The 19,088-nt window shown below is 66.8% G+C and carries 31 protein-coding genes; all 31 read right to left on the bottom strand.

The window, feature by feature from the left end; translation table 11 throughout:
* Positions 1 to 45: 45 nt before the first annotated feature.
* Entirely contained in the window at positions 46 to 345 is a 300-nt protein-coding gene (locus tag DZG09_RS07805; protein ID WP_162893222.1) for a hypothetical protein, read from the bottom strand.
* Between the two features lie 10 nt (positions 346 to 355).
* On the bottom strand, positions 356 to 1,495 hold the full coding sequence (locus tag DZG09_RS07800) for a VG15 protein (RefSeq protein WP_119697033.1): 1,140 nt from the start codon (positions 1,493 to 1,495) through the stop codon (positions 356 to 358).
* Between the two features lie 4 nt (positions 1,496 to 1,499).
* Complete coding sequence (locus DZG09_RS07795) at positions 1,500 to 3,221, bottom strand: phage portal protein (RefSeq protein WP_162893220.1); 1,722 nt, start codon at positions 3,219 to 3,221, stop codon at positions 1,500 to 1,502.
* Positions 3,161 to 4,540, bottom strand: a complete 1,380-nt coding sequence (locus tag DZG09_RS07790; RefSeq protein WP_162893219.1) for a terminase — start codon at positions 4,538 to 4,540, stop codon at positions 3,161 to 3,163. The genes DZG09_RS07795 and DZG09_RS07790 overlap by 61 nt, the downstream gene beginning before the upstream one ends.
* A gap of 91 nt (positions 4,541 to 4,631) precedes the next feature.
* Positions 4,632 to 5,060, bottom strand: a complete 429-nt coding sequence (locus DZG09_RS07785) for a hypothetical protein (RefSeq protein ID WP_119697030.1) — start codon at positions 5,058 to 5,060, stop codon at positions 4,632 to 4,634.
* A 23-nt stretch (positions 5,061 to 5,083) separates the two neighbouring features.
* On the bottom strand, positions 5,084 to 5,470 hold the full coding sequence (locus DZG09_RS07780; protein ID WP_119697029.1) for a bifunctional DNA primase/polymerase: 387 nt from the start codon (positions 5,468 to 5,470) through the stop codon (positions 5,084 to 5,086).
* 424 nt (positions 5,471 to 5,894) lie between these two features.
* On the bottom strand, positions 5,895 to 6,173 hold the full coding sequence (locus tag DZG09_RS07775; protein ID WP_162893218.1) for an HNH endonuclease: 279 nt from the start codon (positions 6,171 to 6,173) through the stop codon (positions 5,895 to 5,897).
* Between the two features lie 468 nt (positions 6,174 to 6,641).
* Positions 6,642 to 7,298, bottom strand: a complete 657-nt coding sequence (locus DZG09_RS07765; RefSeq protein WP_205529091.1) for a hypothetical protein — start codon at positions 7,296 to 7,298, stop codon at positions 6,642 to 6,644.
* Between the two features lie 13 nt (positions 7,299 to 7,311).
* Positions 7,312 to 8,034: a hypothetical protein gene (locus DZG09_RS07760; RefSeq protein ID WP_119697025.1), complete on the bottom strand. Its 723-nt coding sequence runs from the start codon at positions 8,032 to 8,034 to the stop codon at positions 7,312 to 7,314.
* Positions 8,035 to 8,580: 546 nt separating this feature from the next.
* A complete protein-coding gene (locus DZG09_RS07755; RefSeq protein ID WP_119697024.1) occupies positions 8,581 to 8,880 on the bottom strand; it encodes a hypothetical protein in 300 nt (99 codons plus the stop codon).
* Positions 8,880 to 9,149: a hypothetical protein gene (locus tag DZG09_RS07750; RefSeq protein ID WP_162893216.1), complete on the bottom strand. Its 270-nt coding sequence runs from the start codon at positions 9,147 to 9,149 to the stop codon at positions 8,880 to 8,882. Before DZG09_RS07750 ends, DZG09_RS07755 begins: the two co-directional genes overlap by 1 nt.
* A gap of 105 nt (positions 9,150 to 9,254) precedes the next feature.
* A complete protein-coding gene (locus tag DZG09_RS07745; RefSeq protein WP_119697022.1) occupies positions 9,255 to 9,614 on the bottom strand; it encodes a DUF4326 domain-containing protein in 360 nt (119 codons plus the stop codon).
* Positions 9,607 to 9,903 (bottom strand): hypothetical protein, encoded by a 297-nt coding sequence (locus tag DZG09_RS07740; protein ID WP_119697021.1) that lies wholly within the window; start codon positions 9,901 to 9,903, stop codon positions 9,607 to 9,609. Before DZG09_RS07740 ends, DZG09_RS07745 begins: the two co-directional genes overlap by 8 nt.
* Entirely contained in the window at positions 9,884 to 10,123 is a 240-nt protein-coding gene (locus DZG09_RS07735; RefSeq protein WP_119697020.1) for a hypothetical protein, read from the bottom strand. The genes DZG09_RS07740 and DZG09_RS07735 overlap by 20 nt, the downstream gene beginning before the upstream one ends.
* The gene (locus tag DZG09_RS07730) at positions 10,120 to 10,584 is read right to left on the bottom strand and encodes an XF1762 family protein (RefSeq protein WP_119697019.1); all 465 of its coding nucleotides are present in this window, start codon (positions 10,582 to 10,584) and stop codon (positions 10,120 to 10,122) included. Before DZG09_RS07730 ends, DZG09_RS07735 begins: the two co-directional genes overlap by 4 nt.
* A complete protein-coding gene (locus DZG09_RS07725; protein WP_119697018.1) occupies positions 10,577 to 10,885 on the bottom strand; it encodes a hypothetical protein in 309 nt (102 codons plus the stop codon). Before DZG09_RS07725 ends, DZG09_RS07730 begins: the two co-directional genes overlap by 8 nt.
* Positions 10,882 to 11,163, bottom strand: a complete 282-nt coding sequence (locus DZG09_RS07720; RefSeq protein ID WP_119697017.1) for a hypothetical protein — start codon at positions 11,161 to 11,163, stop codon at positions 10,882 to 10,884. Before DZG09_RS07720 ends, DZG09_RS07725 begins: the two co-directional genes overlap by 4 nt.
* Positions 11,164 to 11,566: 403 nt before the next feature.
* Positions 11,567 to 11,863, bottom strand: coding sequence for a hypothetical protein (locus DZG09_RS07710; RefSeq protein ID WP_119697015.1), 297 nt, complete (start codon positions 11,861 to 11,863; stop codon positions 11,567 to 11,569).
* Positions 11,853 to 12,122 carry a hypothetical protein gene (locus tag DZG09_RS16750; protein WP_205529090.1) on the bottom strand — a complete coding sequence of 90 codons (270 nt, stop codon included), beginning with the start codon at positions 12,120 to 12,122 and terminating at the stop codon, positions 11,853 to 11,855. The genes DZG09_RS07710 and DZG09_RS16750 overlap by 11 nt, the downstream gene beginning before the upstream one ends.
* Before the next feature lie 200 nt (positions 12,123 to 12,322).
* Positions 12,323 to 12,706, bottom strand: coding sequence for a hypothetical protein (locus DZG09_RS07700; protein ID WP_119697014.1), 384 nt, complete (start codon positions 12,704 to 12,706; stop codon positions 12,323 to 12,325).
* The gene (locus tag DZG09_RS07695; protein ID WP_119697013.1) at positions 12,703 to 13,311 is read right to left on the bottom strand and encodes a 2'-5' RNA ligase family protein; all 609 of its coding nucleotides are present in this window, start codon (positions 13,309 to 13,311) and stop codon (positions 12,703 to 12,705) included. The genes DZG09_RS07700 and DZG09_RS07695 overlap by 4 nt, the downstream gene beginning before the upstream one ends.
* On the bottom strand, positions 13,308 to 13,556 hold the full coding sequence (locus tag DZG09_RS07690; protein ID WP_119697012.1) for a hypothetical protein: 249 nt from the start codon (positions 13,554 to 13,556) through the stop codon (positions 13,308 to 13,310). The genes DZG09_RS07695 and DZG09_RS07690 overlap by 4 nt, the downstream gene beginning before the upstream one ends.
* Before the next feature lie 315 nt (positions 13,557 to 13,871).
* On the bottom strand, positions 13,872 to 14,291 hold the full coding sequence (locus DZG09_RS07685) for a hypothetical protein (RefSeq protein WP_162893215.1): 420 nt from the start codon (positions 14,289 to 14,291) through the stop codon (positions 13,872 to 13,874).
* A 29-nt stretch (positions 14,292 to 14,320) separates the two neighbouring features.
* Positions 14,321 to 15,010 carry a DUF6349 family protein gene (locus tag DZG09_RS07680; RefSeq protein WP_119697010.1) on the bottom strand — a complete coding sequence of 230 codons (690 nt, stop codon included), beginning with the start codon at positions 15,008 to 15,010 and terminating at the stop codon, positions 14,321 to 14,323.
* A gap of 336 nt (positions 15,011 to 15,346) precedes the next feature.
* On the bottom strand, positions 15,347 to 16,132 hold the full coding sequence (locus DZG09_RS07670; protein ID WP_119697008.1) for a DNA methyltransferase: 786 nt from the start codon (positions 16,130 to 16,132) through the stop codon (positions 15,347 to 15,349).
* Positions 16,129 to 16,851: a hypothetical protein gene (locus DZG09_RS07665; RefSeq protein WP_119697007.1), complete on the bottom strand. Its 723-nt coding sequence runs from the start codon at positions 16,849 to 16,851 to the stop codon at positions 16,129 to 16,131. The genes DZG09_RS07670 and DZG09_RS07665 overlap by 4 nt, the downstream gene beginning before the upstream one ends.
* Complete coding sequence (locus tag DZG09_RS07660; RefSeq protein WP_162893214.1) at positions 16,848 to 17,261, bottom strand: DUF3263 domain-containing protein; 414 nt, start codon at positions 17,259 to 17,261, stop codon at positions 16,848 to 16,850. The genes DZG09_RS07665 and DZG09_RS07660 overlap by 4 nt, the downstream gene beginning before the upstream one ends.
* A complete protein-coding gene (locus DZG09_RS07655) occupies positions 17,258 to 17,740 on the bottom strand; it encodes a hypothetical protein (protein WP_119697005.1) in 483 nt (160 codons plus the stop codon). Before DZG09_RS07655 ends, DZG09_RS07660 begins: the two co-directional genes overlap by 4 nt.
* The gene (locus DZG09_RS07650; protein WP_162893213.1) at positions 17,737 to 18,186 is read right to left on the bottom strand and encodes a hypothetical protein; all 450 of its coding nucleotides are present in this window, start codon (positions 18,184 to 18,186) and stop codon (positions 17,737 to 17,739) included. Before DZG09_RS07650 ends, DZG09_RS07655 begins: the two co-directional genes overlap by 4 nt.
* Complete coding sequence (locus tag DZG09_RS07645) at positions 18,183 to 18,497, bottom strand: hypothetical protein (RefSeq protein ID WP_162893212.1); 315 nt, start codon at positions 18,495 to 18,497, stop codon at positions 18,183 to 18,185. The genes DZG09_RS07650 and DZG09_RS07645 overlap by 4 nt, the downstream gene beginning before the upstream one ends.
* Complete coding sequence (locus DZG09_RS07640) at positions 18,494 to 18,703, bottom strand: hypothetical protein (protein ID WP_162893211.1); 210 nt, start codon at positions 18,701 to 18,703, stop codon at positions 18,494 to 18,496. Before DZG09_RS07640 ends, DZG09_RS07645 begins: the two co-directional genes overlap by 4 nt.
* Positions 18,704 to 19,088: the final 385 nt, after the last annotated feature.

The following is a 19,088-nucleotide window of genomic DNA, read 5'->3' as shown; positions in this document are numbered from 1 at the left end:
AACCCCGCACCATGTCGGTACGGGGTTTCGGGTCTGTTGCGGCTGCTACGCGGCGGCTGGCGCTCGACGTTCGCGCTCTGCCGCGATGAGGCCGCGGTACTCGCGAAGCTCACGCTTCTCCGCGAATGCAGGGAGGACTTCTTCCTCGATGCGAGTGAGTACCTCGTCAGGGACGTTCACGCCGTCTTCGGCGAGTCCGCGGAGGAGCGTGTCGATAGCTTCCCAGGGCTCGCCAACGAACAGCTCCGTGTGGAACATGCCGCCAGTCGTGCCCCAGGCGTCCTTCTTGACGAACGGCTGCAGCGACTCCACGAACTCATACAGCGCCTCGTACGTCTTTCTCATGGGCCACATTCTACTCGGCGGGTCCAAAGATTCCCAGGTCAAGTGGTAGGTCGATTCGTCCGTTCCTGGTGTTCCGGATCACGCCGTCGCCGCTACGCGGATACGCGGTGGTGACTCGGCCAGTGCCATTCTTGCGCCACGCGACCTTCACTTCGACCACGACATTGTCCACCACTGCAACGTAAATGTTCGGCTGCTTCGTCCTATTCACGCGCCGCGGATCAGCGACGACTCGTTCAATCGCATCGATGATCTTGTTCGCGTCCCAGTGTGGTGGGAACTCAGTCTCGCCGAGCTGCGCGACGCCCGACAAATGCCCGCCGCCCTTCCCAACACCGTCGCCGTCAAGAAGGTGATTGATCTTCTTGCCGGTGAGCACCGCCGGCCCGTCAGGCGTGGCGAGTGTCTTCTTCGCTGGCCACGCCCCGTCGGTGTACTTGTCGGGGAACAGGTGGCGCAGCTTGGAAGCGATCTCCCGATCGGTTGGCGCTGTGTTGCCATCCGCGGCAAGCTTGTCGCGCGCTTGCTGGTACCGGTCGTACATCGCGTCGGGGTCGTAACCCTCGAGGTGCGCGTTCTCGGCGTCCCACTCGGGCACGATCTGGCAGTCGTCGTGGTCGTGAAACTTCTTGATCGCTCCCGCGGTTTCGCGCGAGTAGTACACCCACCCGCGGCTGGCGAGCATCTCGCACCAGGCGCACGTGCGCGCACCGGTCGGGACGCGCGCGAACCGCGGCTGCGACGGGTCCAGCGACACATTGCGTGCGACCGTCTCGCGCGACGAGTAGGCGATGTGGCGTTGGACTGCGCCCGAGAGCGCGTCCAGCACGTCCTCTGGGCGATCACCGAACAGATGCTCCGCGTGATACCGCACATCGCGTTCGATATCCGAGATCGAGGCGGGCGCCACGGTCCTCGCCGTGAAGCCCGCCCCGGGGCGCACCTGCTCGTACCATTCGGCCGTCGCCGTCGCCGCCAGATCGCCGTACTCCGACACGAGACCGGGCACGACCTCCAGCAGCGCATCTCGCACGTCCGACGGGTCTGACAGATCCCAACCTGAGAAGAACTCCTCGAGGTCCAACTGCGCCATCGCGACGAGCTTCCGCTGCGCCTCCGTGAGCCGGTCGACGTCTCGGCGAGAGGTCATCGCGTCACCTCTCCTCGAGCGTCGTAGCCTCCTGCTCCGGCATCCGCAGCGACACTGGCACGGCACCGGTCATCTCGATACCGGTGAGCCCCAGGCGCTGCGCAGCCGCCTCCGGCACGACGCCCGAACGAATCGCGATGCCGAGCGCCTCGAACTTCGCCTTCAGCGTCTGCACCACATGCGCATCAGATGCATCCTCCGGCTCACCACCCGGCGCCGGATCCGGCGTCTCGTCCAACGCGTTCTCCGTCACCTGCGGCGAGCGCGTGGTGGTGAGGCGGTCGAGGACGGTGGGGCCGGCGTTGCGGCGTGCTTGGGATTCGTACCGGTCGATCTGGTCGGGGTCGAGGCCGATGAGCTCGAGACCGACGGTGGTGTCGGCGAGTTCTGGTTTCGCGTTGACCTGCTTGGCTCCGGCGTCGGCGAGCGCGGCGCGTGTCGCGCGGTCCGGGCGGCGCCATTTCACGTGCAGGTCGAGCATCTCCGTGGGTGGCTCTGTGAGTCCTTCGCGGATCATGACGAGGTTCTCGAGCGTTCGGCGAATGGACGACTCGTAGATCGTCTGCTGCTTCTCCGCCGTGGCCACGACATCGTCGCGAGCTACGGTCTTCGACTGCGCCGATTCTGGGTTGTCGGATGCAATGCCGAGCGACCCGAGCGGGACGCCCGTGTGCCCTGAGAACTCGCTCGCGAGCTCCCGCAGGACCTCGATGTGAGGCTGAGGAGACTCCGCAGCGATCTTCTCCAGTTGCGGGTTGTCGCCGTCCTCGTCTTTCGAGAGCGTGTTGAGGCGCCCCATGTAGAACGACCACAGGGGCACCGGGTTGCCGTTGGGATCCTTGAAGGTATCCTCGTCGGCGCCGAGCAGGATGAGCTTCAACGTGGTGAACATCTCGGCGTGCACCTCGAGGCGCGCACCGGCACGAACACCACGGTCCGTGAGGCTCATCACGCGACGGTCGATGCGGGACCGTCCGAACGGGCGATCCAGGTTCGGTCGGAACGGGAGCTGCTCGATCGGGACTCGGCCGATGCGGTTCGGGATGCGGTCCGCGACGTACCAGCGAGCGCCCTTCTGGCAGACCAGCGTCTCATCCGGGAGGAACACTGTGAACTCGGTGGGGAATCCGAGCTTGTCCGTCGCCGAGATCAGCAGCGCCGCACGGAACGAACGGGCCCGCTTGCTCCACAGGCCAGTGGCCCACATTGCCGAGTGGAACATGAGCAGCTGTTCCGGCTCGCCCGCCGACACGTCGCCCGGTGTCGCCGACACGAACGCCGTCGAATGGGCGAGAGACGACGCTGTGGCCTGGGGGAACTCCGACTCGAAGCGATTGGCAGTGAGCGGCGCTTTGAGGCCGAACGGGTCCGCGTCGTCACCCGCGCCACGGATGCGCTCGAGCACGATCCGGTCGGCGAGGTCGTAGACAGCTTTCTCCGGCCAGCCCATCACGATGTCGAGCGAGTCCACCAAGCTCGGTGGGAGCGCGATCTTCAGATCCTTGAGCTTGTTCTTCCCGTCGAGGTAGATCATTCGCTCGATGTTGCGGGGCAGCTTGCTGCGCCACTGCACCAGCAGCTCGGTGACGATCTCTTGCGTCGGAGCGTCCAGCCCGATCACCTCGGGAGGAGTGAACCCGGCCGACATCTGTACGGCAGTGGGAATCATGCGGTCATCACGCTCCTCTTCCGTCCAGGTCGACGCTTCGTCGTTCTCACGCCCCACAGGGCGAGGCTGATCCCCTCGGCCGGCGTCTCGTCGCCGTCAGGGGTGGTCGCGACCCATCCCCAGGCGCCGTTCTGGCCACGCTGCTTCTTGTCCGCGACTGCAATCGACGCGTCGAGCATGTCGCCGGCGGGTGCCTTCGGATGGGTGACCGTGCGGCCCCGCACGGCGTCATGCAGCATCGAGCACGACGCCGTGTACTCCACCGTCGTCGCAAGGTGGATCTGCCGCTTGGACACCTTCCGTTCCCGCAGCGCCAGGTAAAGCGCGTCGGCGCCGGCCCGCCCCGAGATCACGAAGAGGGCGACCGAGTCCTTGCGTTCGGCGAGCCAGTCTGCAAGCGGGCCAATCCCACTCTCGGTGAGCGGGCGGGCGTCAATCAGCTCCGTGTGGATGCCGTCCGCGTGCTTCAGCGCACCGCTCACGGACACTCGCGTGCCATCCAGGTTGAACGCAACGCCGATCGCCTTTACGCCCTCCTGCGGCACGATCCCGACGGCGGTAGCAGCCCACTCGGGCTCCGTGATCAGTCGAGTGCCGTTGACCTCTCGATCCCAGACGCCCAGGCCTTCGCGGATGAACGCAGCCACGTCAGGCAGTAGCTCCCGCATGCGCTCGATGGAAGCTTCAGGGGTCCGGTCCGGGTACGACGGGTTCCCCTTGCCCCACTGGCGTCGGTCATCGGGGTCAGGGTCGTCGTCGGCGCCGATCTCGACGTACAGAGCATTCGACGCGACCTTCTCGCCCTTCGCGCGGCGCTGCTCGATGTCGAGCGCCTTCCGGCGGCGCGCCTTGAACACTTCTGCCGGGTCCTTCGGATCCGGCGGAGTGCCCATCAGCAGCACGAGCGGGTTCTTGATCGTGTTCAGCGCCGGAACCATGTCGTTCAGTGCGCCGGCCTTGAGGATCTGCGCCTCATCGAACACCACGACGGTCACGCCCGGGATGCCTCGACCGAAGCCATGCTCGCGCGCGCCGAACAGGATCCTGCTCCCGTTCGTGAACACGATCTGCTGCTTGCCCGACCCGGACGGCGTCTTACGAATGTACGGGGCGATCTGCGGCTTCTGCGCCAGCGCGACGAGCGACTCGAACGTCTCGTCCGTCGTCTTGCCATGGTGCGACGTCCACAGCACCTTCGTGCCTCGTGACAGCGCGCACAGGGCGAAGATGATCGTCCCGATCGTGAACGTCTTCCCTACCTGCCGGCAGGTGGACAACGTCACTCCACCGACGCCGGCCGCGTATAGGCCGTTGGCGCGCTTCGCGAGGATCGCCGTAGCGAGCGCCTGCTGCCAATCGTCGTGGACGACGCCCATCTTGCGACACTGCCGCGCGACGGCCGGGTACCCGTGTGCAACGATTCCCGACGGCATCGAGAGGTGCTTGGTCACATCGGACAGACGTCGCTTAGACGGCGTCCGCGTCCCACCTCTCGTCGTCGGCGTGCTCGTCATCCTCGCCCTCCTCGCGCAGACGCGCCTTCTCGGCGTTGATCTGCTTCCGGTTCTCTTCGAGGCGACGCGTCAGCGCGGCGAGCTCGCGGGGAGGACATGTCTCGTCGGCGACGGCATCAGCGAGGCGATCTCGGATGGCCATGAGGAACTCGAGGTCAGTTCCTTCGCGCGCGGCGTCATCCACGGTGAGCGTGCGCGGTTCAGTGTGCGGGTCCTGATCGGGGTCCGGGACCATGGCTTCGGGATCGACCGGACGTTCGTCGGCACCGACGGCACGCAGCTTCCGCTTCGGTGCCGGCTTGTTCGCCTTGCAGAACTCCGAGCAGTACTTCACGCGGCGGTCGCTGGTGCCCAGCGGCTTCCGGCAGGTGGCGCACTTCATCGTGGTCACCTCCTACCGGCAGGTCATGCGAGGGAGAGTCGGTCTCCCGTCATCCGGATGAATCTCGCGCGGGTGTAGCGCTCATGGCGTCCCGCCCACTTCTTCGTCCCCGGCCCTTCCGGAGCTTCGACGAAGACGTGCACGCCGTCGCCGGACATCGACCGCTCGACGAACAGCACCCGCTCCGGAATCTGCGACAGCAGCAATCGCGCCTCGTCGTCAGTGACGTGGTCCAGGTCGTACGCGCCGATGCCATCGCCGAGCATGATCCCGTAGCCGTCACCGACCGACGATGTCGCCACGGCACGGAACGGCGCCCACGTCGCACGCTTCGTCGTCGAGGCCGGCGCCCCGGTCACCGTGACCGGCCGCTTCCCAACCGCACGCACCCACGCAGCCCGATCAGTCATCTGGCGAGGTATTCGACGGTAATTACGGTGGAAATACACTCGGCATTTCGAGCTGCAAAAGCGAGCACCGCGACGCATCAACGCTAACCCGGCCCCGCAAAACTCACACGCCCCGAAATCCATGCCTCAATTCTACCAGCGTGTTACGGATAATCCGCATGATTCCGCGGTTCTCAGGATGCCCTCAGAACGCCCTCCGCACAGACTCCCCAGAAAGTCGCCGAGACCATCTGCCCCCATCACGAATGCAATGGGCCGCGAGAGATACTACTGCGCTTTTTTCCTCAATACATTTCACGGCATTGAGGAAATCACCGAGGAGAGATCGGCCCTATCCGGCGGGGTTGCCTTGGGGGCGGCGGGGAGGGGGTGCCCCCCCTGGGTGCCGGCGCCGACCCGACCCGGCCGTCACTCACCGCTTCGGTTACCACCGCACCAGGTTTGTGATCACCAGCGGAACACTCGACATGCTCACACCGGCGCGCTTCGCGCGCGCCTCTGTCAGCGTCATCTTGCCCTTCCAGCGATTGCACTCACGGTGCATCAGGCGGCAGTTGGCGCGGTCCGTGGCCGATCCACCACGCGAACGAGGCAGATCTTCGTCAACCTCAGCGCGCAGCGGATGCGGCACGCAGCCACTGCACTCACGGTCGCGGCACTTCGCGCCATGCTGACCTGGCAAGAACGACAGCGACTTATCCACAGCCTGATCACACAGTGCACAAGTGGATTCCTCTGCGAGTACTCGAATCCTCACCTGCCGGCGACGATGACCATTCGCATTGGGAGCCGGAACAGCACGCCCCATCGGCAGCCTCCCGAAGACCATACCCCGGCAGGTATACAACAGCCCCGGGGTGCATGAGAAAGCCCCCGGATAGCTTGCGCTACCCCGGGGGCTGACACTCTTATTCTCTACCGTAAACAATAGGGGGTGGATCGTGGCGAATGCAACTGCGACACGACACCCCCTATCGCTTGCGAGAGCGTGCCGGATTCGCACGCAGGCGTCGGACCTTCCATTCGAGCAGCACGTCCTCACGTACCACTCGACGACCCGCCTTGTCCGTGGTCATCGGCATGTCCGCACGGCGCCACTCCTGCACCGTCCATGCGCTGACCCCGGCGCGCCTTGCCGCCTCGTCGTATGTAAGCCACCGTGGACGCCACGTCACGATGCTTCCCGCCGGAATCCCGTGCCGCACGACGTGCATCGCCCGATGCCTTCAGCCTCGTCCGCTCCTGCGAGCATCGCCCATTCCACGACCACGGAACGCTCCTCGCATACAGGGCACACGCGACGCCGCGCCCGAGTACGTTCCGCCACGTAGCGCGACCGGTGCTTGCGAATGAGCTCAAACAGGTGGTCCTCGCTGTCCGCGAGCTGGCTGTGAACGGCGATCGCCTCGAGGTGGATGATCAACCAGTTCGTCACCTCGTGTGCAGCACGCCTCACGGCGACGCCCTCGGACAGCGGTCGCACACCCGCAGGCACACCCCGCCGCCGCCATGCTCGAGCCACGACCTGCGGCGGCGCATGCCCGATCAGCTCGGCAACCTCGTCAACGTACTCGACCACGACTGCCCACAGCTCGTCGACGACATCGACAGGCCCGACCTGCAACGGCACCGGAGGCCCTTCCGCGCTCGAGCCCGCTACCCGTTCCACATCGGTACGAGCCGTCATCGACGGCACTCGCATCTCACGCAAGGCCTCGAACAGCGCTGGCAGCTGGTCGACATGCCAGCGATACCGAGCGCCCCACTCGACCCACTCCGGGTCCAACGGCATCAGATCAAGCACGATGCCACCCTGGGCTCCTGGCAAGACATCTCCTGCGTCAGAACGGCTCGTCCGGATCCCACGGCTCGTCCTCCAGGTGCTCCTCGAACACCGCCAGCTGCTCGGTGTACTTCTGCCGCGCCAGGAACTCCCGGCGGCGCTCCATTGCCGTGCCGCACGGCCCGCACGGATCCAGCGAACCGTGCGGATGATCCGGGCACCCCATGGGCGGAGCTTCCAACACGGCCGGGCGAGACGGGCGAGCGGGCTTCCGGCGCACATACTCGGCCTCCCACGCCGCCCAGCGCCCCTCCCGCATCCGTTCTTCCTCGTCTGCCCGTGCTCGTGCGCGCTCGCGCGCTCGTGCGCGTGCTTCCTCTCTCTCCCTCTCCCCAGCCATTGAAAATGCGACCGGACCGGCGGGCACCGAGCTGTCCTGAACAGTCCCCCACGGGGCCCGTCCGCGCGCCGACGGCGCACCGCCGCCGTCCAGCAGACGCAACCACTCCCGGCCGTCCTGTGCCCACGTCAGCAGGAACCCCGCTTCCTCGAGCATCAAGACGTGCAGCACCACACGCTCCGCCGATGTCGTCACCGACTCGCCCGGATACAGCCTCAGTCCGATCCGCTCCGCGTCGAGCTCCAACAGCCCCAGCCGGCCCGCGAGGGCCTGTAGGCCCAGCGCAGTCGGTGCGGCCGCGACGGGCAGCCCGAGCACGCTGGACGCCGCGGAGTGCTCGCCGCCAGGTGGCGGTGGCAGGTGGGTTCTCTCCAAAATCATTCCCTTCTCGCAGCATCGCCCTCAAGCACACGTCGTACGCGAGCTGCAGATCCTCCTCCTCGACGAAGAAGCACTCCCGCCATCCACGTCCTCGATAGAGGATCCGATCAGCTCGATGCGCCCCAGTCCCACTCGGCCCCGTGAACGCCGGATCGAATAGCCTCCGCAGCGCACGCAGCCCAGCACGCTCCCACGACGCGTCCGTGCCTCGGGCATCCAGCAGCACAACGGCTCCGGTCTGCCGCATCATCTCCAGACGCATCCCACGGAACGCGCGACCGACCTTCAGAATCCCCAGAGTCGGCCACCACACCATGTACGTCGTGCCGTACCGCAGCATCCGACTCGGGTCACGCACACACTGCCGACACGACAACGCCCGGCCCGCCCGCAGAGCACGCCCCTGCTCGACCGTGCGACGCCCACAGTCACACACGCATCCCCACGCCGGCTGCCGGCTACCGCTCGCCGACACGGCATCCGGCAATCGCTTCACCGCCGTCAACCGGCCGAAACGCTCCCCAGACAGATCGATCAACACCCCCATCAGCCCTCACCCCCACGGCGAGCGCGAGCCTCGATCTCGGCGACCGCCCCAGCCCAGAAGTGCTTGCAGCGCTCGCAGTAGGAAGTGGTGAGCGCGGGGATCGCGCAGCGGATGATGTTCGCTCGGCGCGCTTCGGGGAGGTCCCAGAAGTCGGGCGTCGCGAACATGTGCGTCGTCGATCGGCCGCGGACGCTCGGGAGATTCCGTGGCGTGACGATGTGCACGCTCGGGGGCTTGACCAGCATCCGGTCGACCGCCGCCCGGCCATCCTTGATCGATGTCGCCAGAACGATCACCATCAGTCGTCCTCCCCATCCCTGACACTCTGATCGTCGCGGTCCTCCGTCAACGCAATGTCCAACAGGCCACGCGTCAGAGGCCACGCCTGAGGCGGCGTCGTCGTCCCGACCACGCTCTGCCCAGCCTGCTCCCACTCCGGCCGACGCTTGTGCGTCACCAACACCCACGCGTCCACATACGTGTCCGGCTCAATCACCCCGAAGTACGCCTTGATCGCGCGATCCAGATCCGCCTTCGCAGCCTCACGGGTCTCGTCGTCCACCGGCATCAGGACCTCCTCCGGTGTCGTGTCGCCCACCACGCGCCGATGCCGAACCATGCCGCGTTGTACGTGCCGACCCCAGCGACCAACAGCGCGTGTACCCAGATCCCCTCAGTCATCGCCGGGCTCCGTGTTCGCGAGCTCGAGCAGCACGTCTGCATGGCACGGCTGGTCCAGCGGACACCAGCACGCGAGATTCTTCCCAGCCAGCTCCGCCAGGATCTCGGCGCGCATCTCCGGAGACCCGTCAACGATCCGACGGAACGCCTCGACCGCCTTCTCGCGCGCGAGTTCCATGCCAGTCACCTGCCCGATGAAGCCGACATCGCCGTGATAGATGTCGAACGGCCCTGACGGCCTCACGGGGTGGATCAGCACCGGGTTGCCCCATCGACCAGGCCGCGCGACCACGATCGTGTTCTCCGGCTTCCGCCAGCCCCGCTTGCGTGACAGCTGGATACGCTCAGGCATTGCCCCACCTCCATGCATCGCTCCACCCGACGTCCGGGTCCTTGGACTCAGGTGGCGTGTACGTCCACGACTCGAGGAGCTGATCGCCCCGCCAGTGCTGGACCTCGCTATCCCGGCGCAGCTTGCTGTGCCCATATATGCCGACCTCTCGGACCAATACCTCACGCAGCCGGGCGAGTGCTTCCTTCGCGGCGTCCAACGACCCGTACACCCCGAGAATGGTCAGCGTTTCTTCGTAGTCCTGCACGGGATCAACCAGCAGGAATGCCTCAGTCTCCACGGTCCCCATTGCTCTCCCTCTCGTGGTCGTCCCAGATCTCATCCACGACTGCAGACACGAGCACGCCTATGTCGAGGACTCCTTCGATGCAATACAGAGCACCGTCCGCGTCATGCGGGACAACATGCGTGGCGATCTCGTCCTCAGGCGACTGGACAGCGGCAGGCACAAGGCTCTCGGTGATCGCGTCCCAGACTCGATCGCGAAGCGGCACTTGCTCGATGATCATGGCTTCTCCCTCTCGTTGGTCTCCCACAGCGTCCGCGCGACGTAATCGCCGCGGTCCTCTCGCGGTCTAGACGGCGTATCCCAGCCCTTCCGGGGCGGACGCTGCGCGATCACGCGATACCCGGCAGCACGGAGACTCGCGCCCGTCTCGCCCTCCTGCGTGTACGTGATGAGGCAGTCATAGCCGAGCGCGAACGCGGCGCGACGTGCTGCCCCATAGAGCATCGAGTTCGCGTTGTGCGTGCCGTCCGTCGCCGTGCGGATCACTTCGAGCGTGCGAGCTTCGGCCTGGATCACGCGAGACACCGGACGACCCACGATCGCGACACCGACCAGCTGATCACCACGTGCGACGCCGACACTGAACTTGTGCCCCACAGGCGGCTCGTGATGACGATGATGCGCAGTGACGAATGCCTTCGCAGTCGCGAGATCGACCGGCACCACTCGCAGATCAGACATTGCCGCCCTCCCTCTCGTTGGTCTCCCCGGCGGCACGGTGTCCAGCGAGTAGCGCCTCGATAGCCGCCTCGATCGCAGCGTGACGCCAGCCGAAGGACCGCGTCCGGCGGCCCTCGATGAAGAGGCGGTAGGGCTTCATCTGGCCCTGACCGGCGTAGGCCGTTCGCACCGTGGCGGACGCACCAGTGATGTTCGACGTGAGCCGCCAAGCATCAGGCCTGTCGCCATCGCGTCCCACGATCACGCCGTCGAGCGATGGCGGGATACGGATCCCACCGAACGTCGTTCCTATGCGCATCATGATCGCCTCCTTTCCTCGTGGCTGGTGGTCTCCCCGCGGGCGATACGGGCGACTTCGGTGAACGCGTCGAACTCGCCTTGCGCATACATCGACGCCGCCGGCAGCTGAGGCAGGCGTACACGCTCACTCTCGACGTGCTCGATCACGCGGGCCAGGCGACGGGCGGCGAGCGACATCACGCCCGCATCCCTCGCATCCACGGTGACCGCCAGTCGGCCAGGCTCAGGACGTGTGAGCAGGCTGTCGGCCGCTGCCCTCAGCTCGTCAGGACTGGACATCACGCACCTCCGGCTTCCCCGCGACCATGTGAAAGCGTGACCGGGGCGCCCCGCACCGACCGCAGGCCACGCCGCCAAACTGCCGGACGTGCCATCGATGCGGCCACCTGCCTTTGCATTCCCGCATCTCGGCGGGCGTCAACTGGTCAGTCATCGCACACCACCCCCGTTGAAGCCACGAGCGATGCCCTCCGCCATGCGAACCCAGCTATCTCGCATCGCCCGCAGACTCGCTCCGAGCTGCTCCGCCGAAGCATCAGCGGCACGACGCCTCTCGAGCTCGAGCGCTTCACGAGCCGCACGCTCCTCCGCCTCCACGTCGATCCCGATGCGGACCAACGCGGCACGCGCGTTCCGGTCGATCTGCGCTCGCACACGACGACGCACCGCCGCCAACTCGCGCTCAACATCCATCCGTCCGGCCCTCCTCCTCAGCAACCGCGACATGCCGTTGCTCGCCCTCTCGCACCGCGGCGAGCGCTTTTCGGAAGCGTGCTTCGCGTTCGCAGGCGGTCTGGTGGGCGTTGACCGCGCGTTCAGCCCATGCCGTCAGTCGGTCCCGTTCCAGCTCGGCGTCTTCCCGTGCCGCTGTGGCCTTCTCGAGCAGCACCTCGAGCGAGCGGACCGGGTCGGCCGCGTCAAGCACCATCGCGTCCCGGCTATCGCGGCGGTACACCGTGTACTCCGTCTCAGCGCTCATCAGCGGCCACCTCCTCCGAGTGGCATCCGCACCGGCAGTCGCACACGTCATCCGCCGCGTCGTCCCACGCGTCACCACCGCACGCGCGGTGCTTGCCCGCCACGCAATCCGGCGAGCGCGGTGCGTCCCGGGCCGTGTCGGTCGTCGTGCGAGCGCGCATGTCAGCGACCAGGTCCGAGTTCTCTGCGCGCCACTGCGCCCACGACTCGTCGGTGAGTATCCACCGTTCCCACTCCGCCGTGTCCGGCTTTGGCGTCACGAACGCATGCCAGGCAGGGCACACGCTCAGAAGGTGTTCCAAGCAGAAGTACATGCCACACGGCTCGCACTTGAATGCCAATCCCCGGTGGATCCTGGCCTCGCAGGACGGCGCATCGCATACCGCCGGCACTCCGTACCCAGCCCACCGGCTCACGCCATGATCGCGCGCCATCCGATCCTCGTACACCTGGTAGCCCATCAGCGCACCGCCTCGTACGTCGCCTCGAAGATGTCCGGCTTGCACGGGTAGAACTCACCCTGCACTCCACGGATGATCCAGTCGCCACCTACGTAGCGGGTGCCGTCCCACGTCGACCAGTGGAAAGTCTCGGCGCGCATCGTGCCTTCGAGCGTGGGGATGTCGAGCCCGACGTACACGTCCGTTGGGTCGCCAGGCTTGACCTGTTCGATGACACGCCCTCCGCACCAAGCGGCCACGTACACGTCCGTTGGGTCGCCAGGCTTGACCTGTTTGATGACACGCCCTCCGCACCAAGCGGCCACGTCTGCGACGTTTTCCCGCGTGAGCTGCATCGCCTCGATCTCGACGGGCTTCTTCCGGAACCGCTGCGGCGCGCTCATGACCGGCCCCCGTAGTTGATGCCCGACACCCGCAGCTCGCGGCCAGCGAGGTCCTGATCGAGATACCCCGCCCACAGCTCAGGAATCGACAGACCACCCCACACGGCACCCACCGCAGGCTCGTCCTTCACATACGCAAGCGTCACGTGCGCCCGATACTCCGGGAACGTGTTCACATGCGGGAGATACGAGAGCCGAGTATGCGCCCTCCGCAGCGCCGGCGTGAGCTGCAGGTGCGCCACGATGCACTTGTACCGCTCATCCTCGTACGGCGAATCGAACACGCCCACGTGATCAACCGTCACCGTCGACAGATCCACGTCAGCGAGCAGCACGTCCACATGCTCACGCCACACCGGCCCTGGCTGCAGCAGCCCATACAGCAACGTCACATGCGCGCCAGTCTCACCCACCGCACCATCGATCCAGAACCGCTCCTCACGCCGCGGCGACACGTACAGATCACCCCACGGGTTCGGCAACGCCGACGCCAGATACCTCGTCACCGGGATCGGCTCGACGTCCGCCATAATGCACCCCAGCTCGCTCACCTCGATCCCCAGCGCACCCGTCACGCCCGCGAAACGATGAATGGACTCGCTCATCGGTCTGCTCCGTTCCTGACCATGTGGTCATCGATCAGATCGCGCACCCGCTGCAGGGCACGCGTATTGCTCTCGTCCAGCTCCGCATCCGGCGTCGGCGAGATCACCTCATCGATCGCCTCGATCAGGCCGTCCGCCGCCGCCAACTCACCCTCAAGCCGCACCGCAACATCCCGCGCCCGATCACGCTCAAGCGTCAGATTCACCGACGCCCACTCCGGGCGCTCCGTCTTCGCTGCCGTCATAGTCGATTCCCATCCGCTCGATACGCCGCCCGACAATCCACACACGTCACCCGACGCCACCCCGCCGGCAAGCTCGTGATCTTCCGACCGCAATACGCCCGGCCCGGGACCAGCCCCTGACCATGCACGACCTCACTCGCATTCACAGCCACCGCCCCCTCGTACGCTCCTGCGCCTCCAGCTCCTCGATCAGATCTGCACGCGCATCACGAAGCGCCTCCTGCTCACGCACACGCCAGTCATCCGCATGACACCCGCAGACCCCGCGTCCACAGCCATACGGCGTCTTGCAACGTGCGCAGCAACGGCCCAGCATCAGAACCGTCCTCCCCGTGCCACCAGCAGTGCCGCACGCGGTGATTCATCAGCAGTCGCCTTCCAGGCCAGGTATCGGTCGCCGTACGCGGCAAGCATCATGTCCAGCGCCACCACCGCCGACACCTCACGACGCTCCACGCCCTCGAGCACGAACCATGCGTGCTCGTGGCGGTAGAACACCGGCACCCGGGCCGGATCGACCGCACGCACCTTCACGCCCCATGCAAACGCCATGGCCTGCAACGTCGCGTCAGCTTCGATCTGGCCATTCACGATCGAGTCCAGCCACACCAGCCCGTGAAGGTCGTGCTTCGACTTCCCGCCTCCCATGCCGCCGGCGCGATGCTGCGGAACGATCCGGTCACCACGCTGCGCCGTCATCGCACACACCCGCTCATCACGCGCCTCGAGCAACACGAGCGCACGCTTCGGCGTACCCCGGCGGGTCATGACGTCACCTCGTCGATGATCCGGCCGGTGAGGTCGAAGCCGCCCCACGGGCTGTAGCCCGGCACGTTCCGCGACCCGATCCAGGTACGTTCCGTCACCACCGGGGCACCGGGCACCTGCCACTCGGCCGGATAGTGCTCGGCGGCCCACGCGCGCGCTTTCGCGGCCGCGCGTTTCTCCATCGCGTGCGCCGGATCCATGCTCCCGCCATGCGGTCGCACGTCGAAGGGCATCACCGGGAGGTCACGCCACCCTGGCCACGCGTGATCGTGCCACGCCTGGACCACAGCGTTCTCGGACGGCTGGATCGTGTGCCACCGGCAGTCCGGACAATTCGCCTGGTACATCAGATCGCCCGGGCAGCTGCACGGGCCGACCCGCTCCCACTCGTCCACGAGGTACGGGAACCGACACTCGCACCGCAGGTCCACCTGCAGCACACACAGCCGGTGCCCCGGCGACGCGTTGCACCAGCCCGTCGTGATCCCCAAGGTCCACATGCGACACCGCGGACGATCAGCCCACTCCAGATGCCCGTACCGCTGCACCCACCCGTCACGCGCCTCCAGGAACTCATCCGGCGTGTAGTACGCCGACGTGAAGTGCAACGGCGCGGCACCCACGTACGGCTGCGCGGCGCGATCCCTCGCCTCAAGGTCGTCGAGAAGATCCAGCAGATCAGTCATGGTTCACAGCCCGCAGACAGGACGCTCGCCGTTCAGCCTGAGCCTCACGACGCGCAGGCAGCTCCACCACCGGCACCCGCACGCCCCAGTACGACACCGCGACAGTGGCGCCCACGGCCGCTCGGTCCAGCGCAGCGCACTCGTCACACAGCACGAACGTCCCGCGCTCGTCAACACCCTGCGCACATCGCTCCCGACCCAGCTTCCGCGTCCCACAGTCCCGGCAGACCGGCTCCTGCGCAGCGAGCATCGCCATCAGAGATTCCGCACCCGCCGGCGCAACGTAGATCGGACACCACGGAGCCTGCACATCAGCGAGACCGAACAGTCCGGTACTCATGCCACGTCACCGCCCCTCGCTGTGACGTTCGCCGGAGCCCACGCAGCGAACTCGTCGGCGTCCGGATCGTTCGCCCATCCCGACGCGCGCACCTCGTCCGACGCCGGACGCAGGAGGTCGTCGAAGTTGAATGCCTGCTGCCCCAGACGACGCACGATGACCTCGCAGTACCGCTCTTCGAACTCCACGCCCACGGCCCGCCGGCCCAGATTCCTCGCCGCCAACAGCGTCGCCCCTGAACCGGCGAATGGATCCGCGATGATTCCGGGGGGGGCGGCCGCGACGAGGGCCTCCATCAACTTCACCGGCTTGCCGTGAATGTGGTCACCCTGCTCCGGGAATGCCGACATGATCGACACCGCCGCGTTGCTCGCACGCACGAAACCCTCAGTCACGTAGATCGACTCATGCCGGTACCGCCACGGGCCGCCGTTCATGCCGGGGCGCCGCTTGTCCCAGACCAGCCGGTCCGCGACTGCGATCGGCGGGTCCGGCAGACGTGGCGACCCGAACACCAACGCCGCCCGGCCGCCCCACAACTCGAGCGCCGCGTCACGCGTCTCCGTCGTTTCATCCCCAGCGATCGTCGCGGCCATGCCATCGCCCGTGTCGTACTTGTCGCGGCGCCCATACCCGCCCCGGTGCTTCTTCGGCCCGACGCCGTTCTGAGTGCCATACGGCGGGTCTGTCACAAGGACATCCGTCTCCAACCACTCCCTGACCTCGAGACACGACCCGTGGTACAGCGTCACCAAGTCGTCCTGGTAGTACGGCTTCGTCATGATTCGTCACCCTCCGGCTGCGTGGTCGGCTGGATCAGCGCGGTCGCGCGGAGCACGCCCTGCTCCCAGAAGTCGATGAGCGCCGGGCCCGCTTTTCCGTCGGACTCGCGCCGCGTGTACTCGATCGTCGGCGTGCTCGTGTTCGTGGTCTGCAGCGCCTGCGCGTCCGCGAGGTAGGACAGCGGAATCGGTGAAGACCCGCTCGGCGTCGAGCGGCGCACCATGTCGATGATGCGATTGATGTTCGGGTAGGTCTCCTTCACCAGGGGCGCGTCGAACCTCGCCGACGGCGCCTCCTCGGAATCCCATTCCCGGTAGATCGCCGCGGCCCAGCCCGCTGGCATCCCCTCGTCGGAGATGGCCGGCACTTCGAGGACGAGCTGTGCGACCGGGTCGATCAGGGCGTCGCGCTTCGGCTTGAACGTGCGGGCGTTCTTCTTCGCCCAGACGAGCACGTCGCGCGGGACGACTACCTCGACGTGCTCGACCGGTGCCTGCAGCGGGACGTGCACCTGGTGCACGCGGTGCCCGTCCGTGGCCGTCATGATGGCCGTCAGCTCGTCGGCGACGATATGTGCGTGCTGCTTCACGCCGAACACCTCGTCGTTCGCCGTTGCGGGCAGCAGGCCCGCGGCCAGCCATCCGAGATCCGGCGTCGACATCGACAGGACGCGCGTCACCGAGATGTCGGCCGCGTCGATCGTGGTCACCGTGCTCATTTCCCTTGCTCCGCTCCGTAGTCCGCGTTCCGCGGCCGCAACCGCGCCGCCCGCGCCGCGTTATGACGCCCCTGCTGCTCACGCAGATGCCGTGCGAACACCGGGTCCTGCTGCAACGCCGCGTCCGTCCAGATCGCCCGCGACAACAGCACGTAGTAGTGCGCCGGATTCGTGCCCAGCACGAGTCGAATGTGCTCGTCCTTCGCCCCCGACGCCTTCGGAAACCGGCGCTCCACGTCGAGCAGCTGCGCAACAGTCAGATCCGTGCCGCCCGACAACGGGGCGTACGTGCCCGAACACGTCACCTCACCCAACGTCGACGACAACGCCTCCCCCGGAACCTCCCCGAGCCGCACGCCACAGCACGGCACAACAGGCCCGCCGAACGCCGGACGCCGATGCACGATCACGAGTGACCCCCGCACGCGACCAACTGACCGTGCGCGTAGCGCATGTGCAGCAACAGCGCACCGAGCAGCTCCGCGTAGTCATCCTCATCACGCCGGCCAGAGCACCACGGCTCGAGCAATGCCTCCGCGTCATCACGGCGCCGATCCGCGTACGCCGCAACAACCTGCGCGGCCGCCACTATCCCGTGGCCCGACCCAGTCGACAGATCCGGCACGAACGCACCGTCCGGGAGAGCAACGCGACGCCACCACGCCCACCACGGTCGCGCAGCGCGGCGCCGCCTCACCGCCGTCGCACGCAGAAACATGCCCGCATGGAACGCCATGCCCGACGTCAGCCAACGGCGCTCGTCCGCACCCGGCACATCCAGCTGGGTCAGCAACAGCACCGCGTCGTCCTGGTCACTCAGATGCACCAGCCCCGGCAGCGCCGCGGCCACCGCGAACCGGTACTGCGCCAGACCATCGAACTCATTCACCGCAGATTCCCCCTCGCCCTCTCGACCGCCTCGTCGACCGCACGCCCAAACTGCCGCGGCGGGAAATCGTGGTACCCGAGCTCCTGCATCACCACGTCCTCGGACACGCCCCGCGCAGGCTCCGGCGCAACCCGCCAGGCCCACTGCACGGCCCTACCCCCACGCGTCACGAACACCTTGCGGCGAACCCGCCAGCGCCCCGTCGACAACCCCGTCGGATCCGAGATCTCAAGCTTCCTGACCCGATAGAAATCCGGCGACGCGAACATGCCCTCACCCGACGCGAGCGTGACGTGAATCACCCGCATCGCACCCGCAGGGTGAATCGTAGACACACGCGCCAACACGTTCGAGCACGCCATGGCAGCACCACGAAGGCTCGACACGCTCACCAAGTCGCCGACATGCAGTCCCTCGAACGGGTGCATCGACACCAGCGCGCTCACGACCGCACCCCGTACGCCACCGACGGCGCCGTGCCCGGCGCGTCGCGACGATTCGGCGGCAGCCCCAGCGTGCGACGAATCGACGCGACCGTGTTGTTCGACAGTCCCAGATACAACGCGATATCCGCGTCACACCACGACTGCCGAACCATCGCAGCGACCTCGCGCGCATGAGACACGCGCTGCGCTGATCTGGCACGCTGCGCCCGGACCGCTTCCGTGACAACTTCCGACGGCGTCGCCCCCAGCGTCTCTGCGCGCAGACGAATCAGCTCCGCCTCACGATCCTCGAGCTCGACCGTCACCCTCATGCGATCACCACCAGCGCGACTACCGCGACAGCGAGCACCGCCAGCGGGACGAACGCACCAGCGATCAAGACCACCGCGTGCCACGGCACAACCGGGCGATCGACGATCACCGGCAGAACGCTCGTCGACGCCTCGCCAACCGCCGCACCATTCGCGACGTGCTCGCCAGCCGACATCGGCGCCGACTCATCAGAAAAAGGAACCATGACAACCCCAATAGAGAACAGAGTGAGAAGAGGAAGGAGGCCGCGGCACTACCGCGGCGGCGACTCCACGTCGCGAGGGCGCACACGCATCGCCACGACCAGCGCGGCGCCGAACAGAAGACCCAAGAGCGTCACACCGTCGTGCTGCGCGCGCAGCCACGACGCCACCAGGCACGCAAGTACTGCGAGGATGAGCGCGAGTCGGACCAAACCCAGTAGCCGCGGATTCATGACTCACCCCGCCGCGCATCAAGCCATGCCGCGCACCGGCGGCGAGCATCCCCGCACCCCCTGCACAGCGCCTGTGACCCTTCCGGATGGTCGTCGCACGTGTACCGAACACCCACATGTGAGAACGGGGCGGGAACCGACGGCTCAACCGCCC

The organism is Microbacterium halotolerans, from assembly GCF_003569805.1.
Lineage (GTDB): Bacteria > Actinomycetota > Actinomycetes > Actinomycetales > Microbacteriaceae > Microbacterium > Microbacterium halotolerans.
This window is presented reverse-complemented; position numbering and strand designations above follow the sequence as displayed.

Bases quoted from the DNA above. Each gene is read 5' to 3' on its own strand.
- DZG09_RS07665 (WP_119697007.1), bottom strand. From the start codon at position 16,851: ATGAGCACGGTGACCACGATCGACGCGGCCGACATCTCGGTGACGCGC.
- DZG09_RS07710 (WP_119697015.1), bottom strand. From the start codon at position 11,863: ATGAGCGCTGAGACGGAGTACACGGTGTACCGCCGCGATAGCCGGGAC.
- DZG09_RS07670 (WP_119697008.1), bottom strand. From the start codon at position 16,132: ATGACGAAGCCGTACTACCAGGACGACTTGGTGACGCTGTACCACGGG.
- DZG09_RS07720 (WP_119697017.1), bottom strand. From the start codon at position 11,163: ATGTCCAGTCCTGACGAGCTGAGGGCAGCGGCCGACAGCCTGCTCACA.
- DZG09_RS07760 (WP_119697025.1), bottom strand. From the start codon at position 8,034: ATGATTTTGGAGAGAACCCACCTGCCACCGCCACCTGGCGGCGAGCAC.
- DZG09_RS07700 (WP_119697014.1), bottom strand. From the start codon at position 12,706: ATGAGCGCGCCGCAGCGGTTCCGGAAGAAGCCCGTCGAGATCGAGGCG.
- DZG09_RS07645 (WP_162893212.1), bottom strand. From the start codon at position 18,497: ATGAGGGTGACGGTCGAGCTCGAGGATCGTGAGGCGGAGCTGATTCGT.
- DZG09_RS07750 (WP_162893216.1), bottom strand. From the start codon at position 9,149: ATGCCGGTGGACGACGAGACCCGTGAGGCTGCGAAGGCGGATCTGGAT.
- DZG09_RS07780 (WP_119697029.1), bottom strand. From the start codon at position 5,470: ATGACTGATCGGGCTGCGTGGGTGCGTGCGGTTGGGAAGCGGCCGGTC.
- DZG09_RS07640 (WP_162893211.1), bottom strand. From the start codon at position 18,703: ATGGTTCCTTTTTCTGATGAGTCGGCGCCGATGTCGGCTGGCGAGCAC.
- DZG09_RS07800 (WP_119697033.1), bottom strand. From the start codon at position 1,495: ATGACCTCTCGCCGAGACGTCGACCGGCTCACGGAGGCGCAGCGGAAG.
- DZG09_RS07785 (WP_119697030.1), bottom strand. From the start codon at position 5,060: ATGAAGTGCGCCACCTGCCGGAAGCCGCTGGGCACCAGCGACCGCCGC.
- DZG09_RS07735 (WP_119697020.1), bottom strand. From the start codon at position 10,123: ATGATCATCGAGCAAGTGCCGCTTCGCGATCGAGTCTGGGACGCGATC.
- DZG09_RS07730 (WP_119697019.1), bottom strand. From the start codon at position 10,584: ATGTCTGATCTGCGAGTGGTGCCGGTCGATCTCGCGACTGCGAAGGCA.
- DZG09_RS07745 (WP_119697022.1), bottom strand. From the start codon at position 9,614: ATGCCTGAGCGTATCCAGCTGTCACGCAAGCGGGGCTGGCGGAAGCCG.
- DZG09_RS07725 (WP_119697018.1), bottom strand. From the start codon at position 10,885: ATGATGCGCATAGGAACGACGTTCGGTGGGATCCGTATCCCGCCATCG.
- DZG09_RS07695 (WP_119697013.1), bottom strand. From the start codon at position 13,311: ATGAGCGAGTCCATTCATCGTTTCGCGGGCGTGACGGGTGCGCTGGGG.
- DZG09_RS07790 (WP_162893219.1), bottom strand. From the start codon at position 4,540: ATGGGCGTCGTCCACGACGATTGGCAGCAGGCGCTCGCTACGGCGATC.
- DZG09_RS07805 (WP_162893222.1), bottom strand. From the start codon at position 345: ATGAGAAAGACGTACGAGGCGCTGTATGAGTTCGTGGAGTCGCTGCAG.
- DZG09_RS07755 (WP_119697024.1), bottom strand. From the start codon at position 8,880: ATGGTGATCGTTCTGGCGACATCGATCAAGGATGGCCGGGCGGCGGTC.
- DZG09_RS07680 (WP_119697010.1), bottom strand. From the start codon at position 15,010: ATGACTGATCTGCTGGATCTTCTCGACGACCTTGAGGCGAGGGATCGC.
- DZG09_RS07740 (WP_119697021.1), bottom strand. From the start codon at position 9,903: ATGGGGACCGTGGAGACTGAGGCATTCCTGCTGGTTGATCCCGTGCAG.
- DZG09_RS07690 (WP_119697012.1), bottom strand. From the start codon at position 13,556: ATGACGGCAGCGAAGACGGAGCGCCCGGAGTGGGCGTCGGTGAATCTG.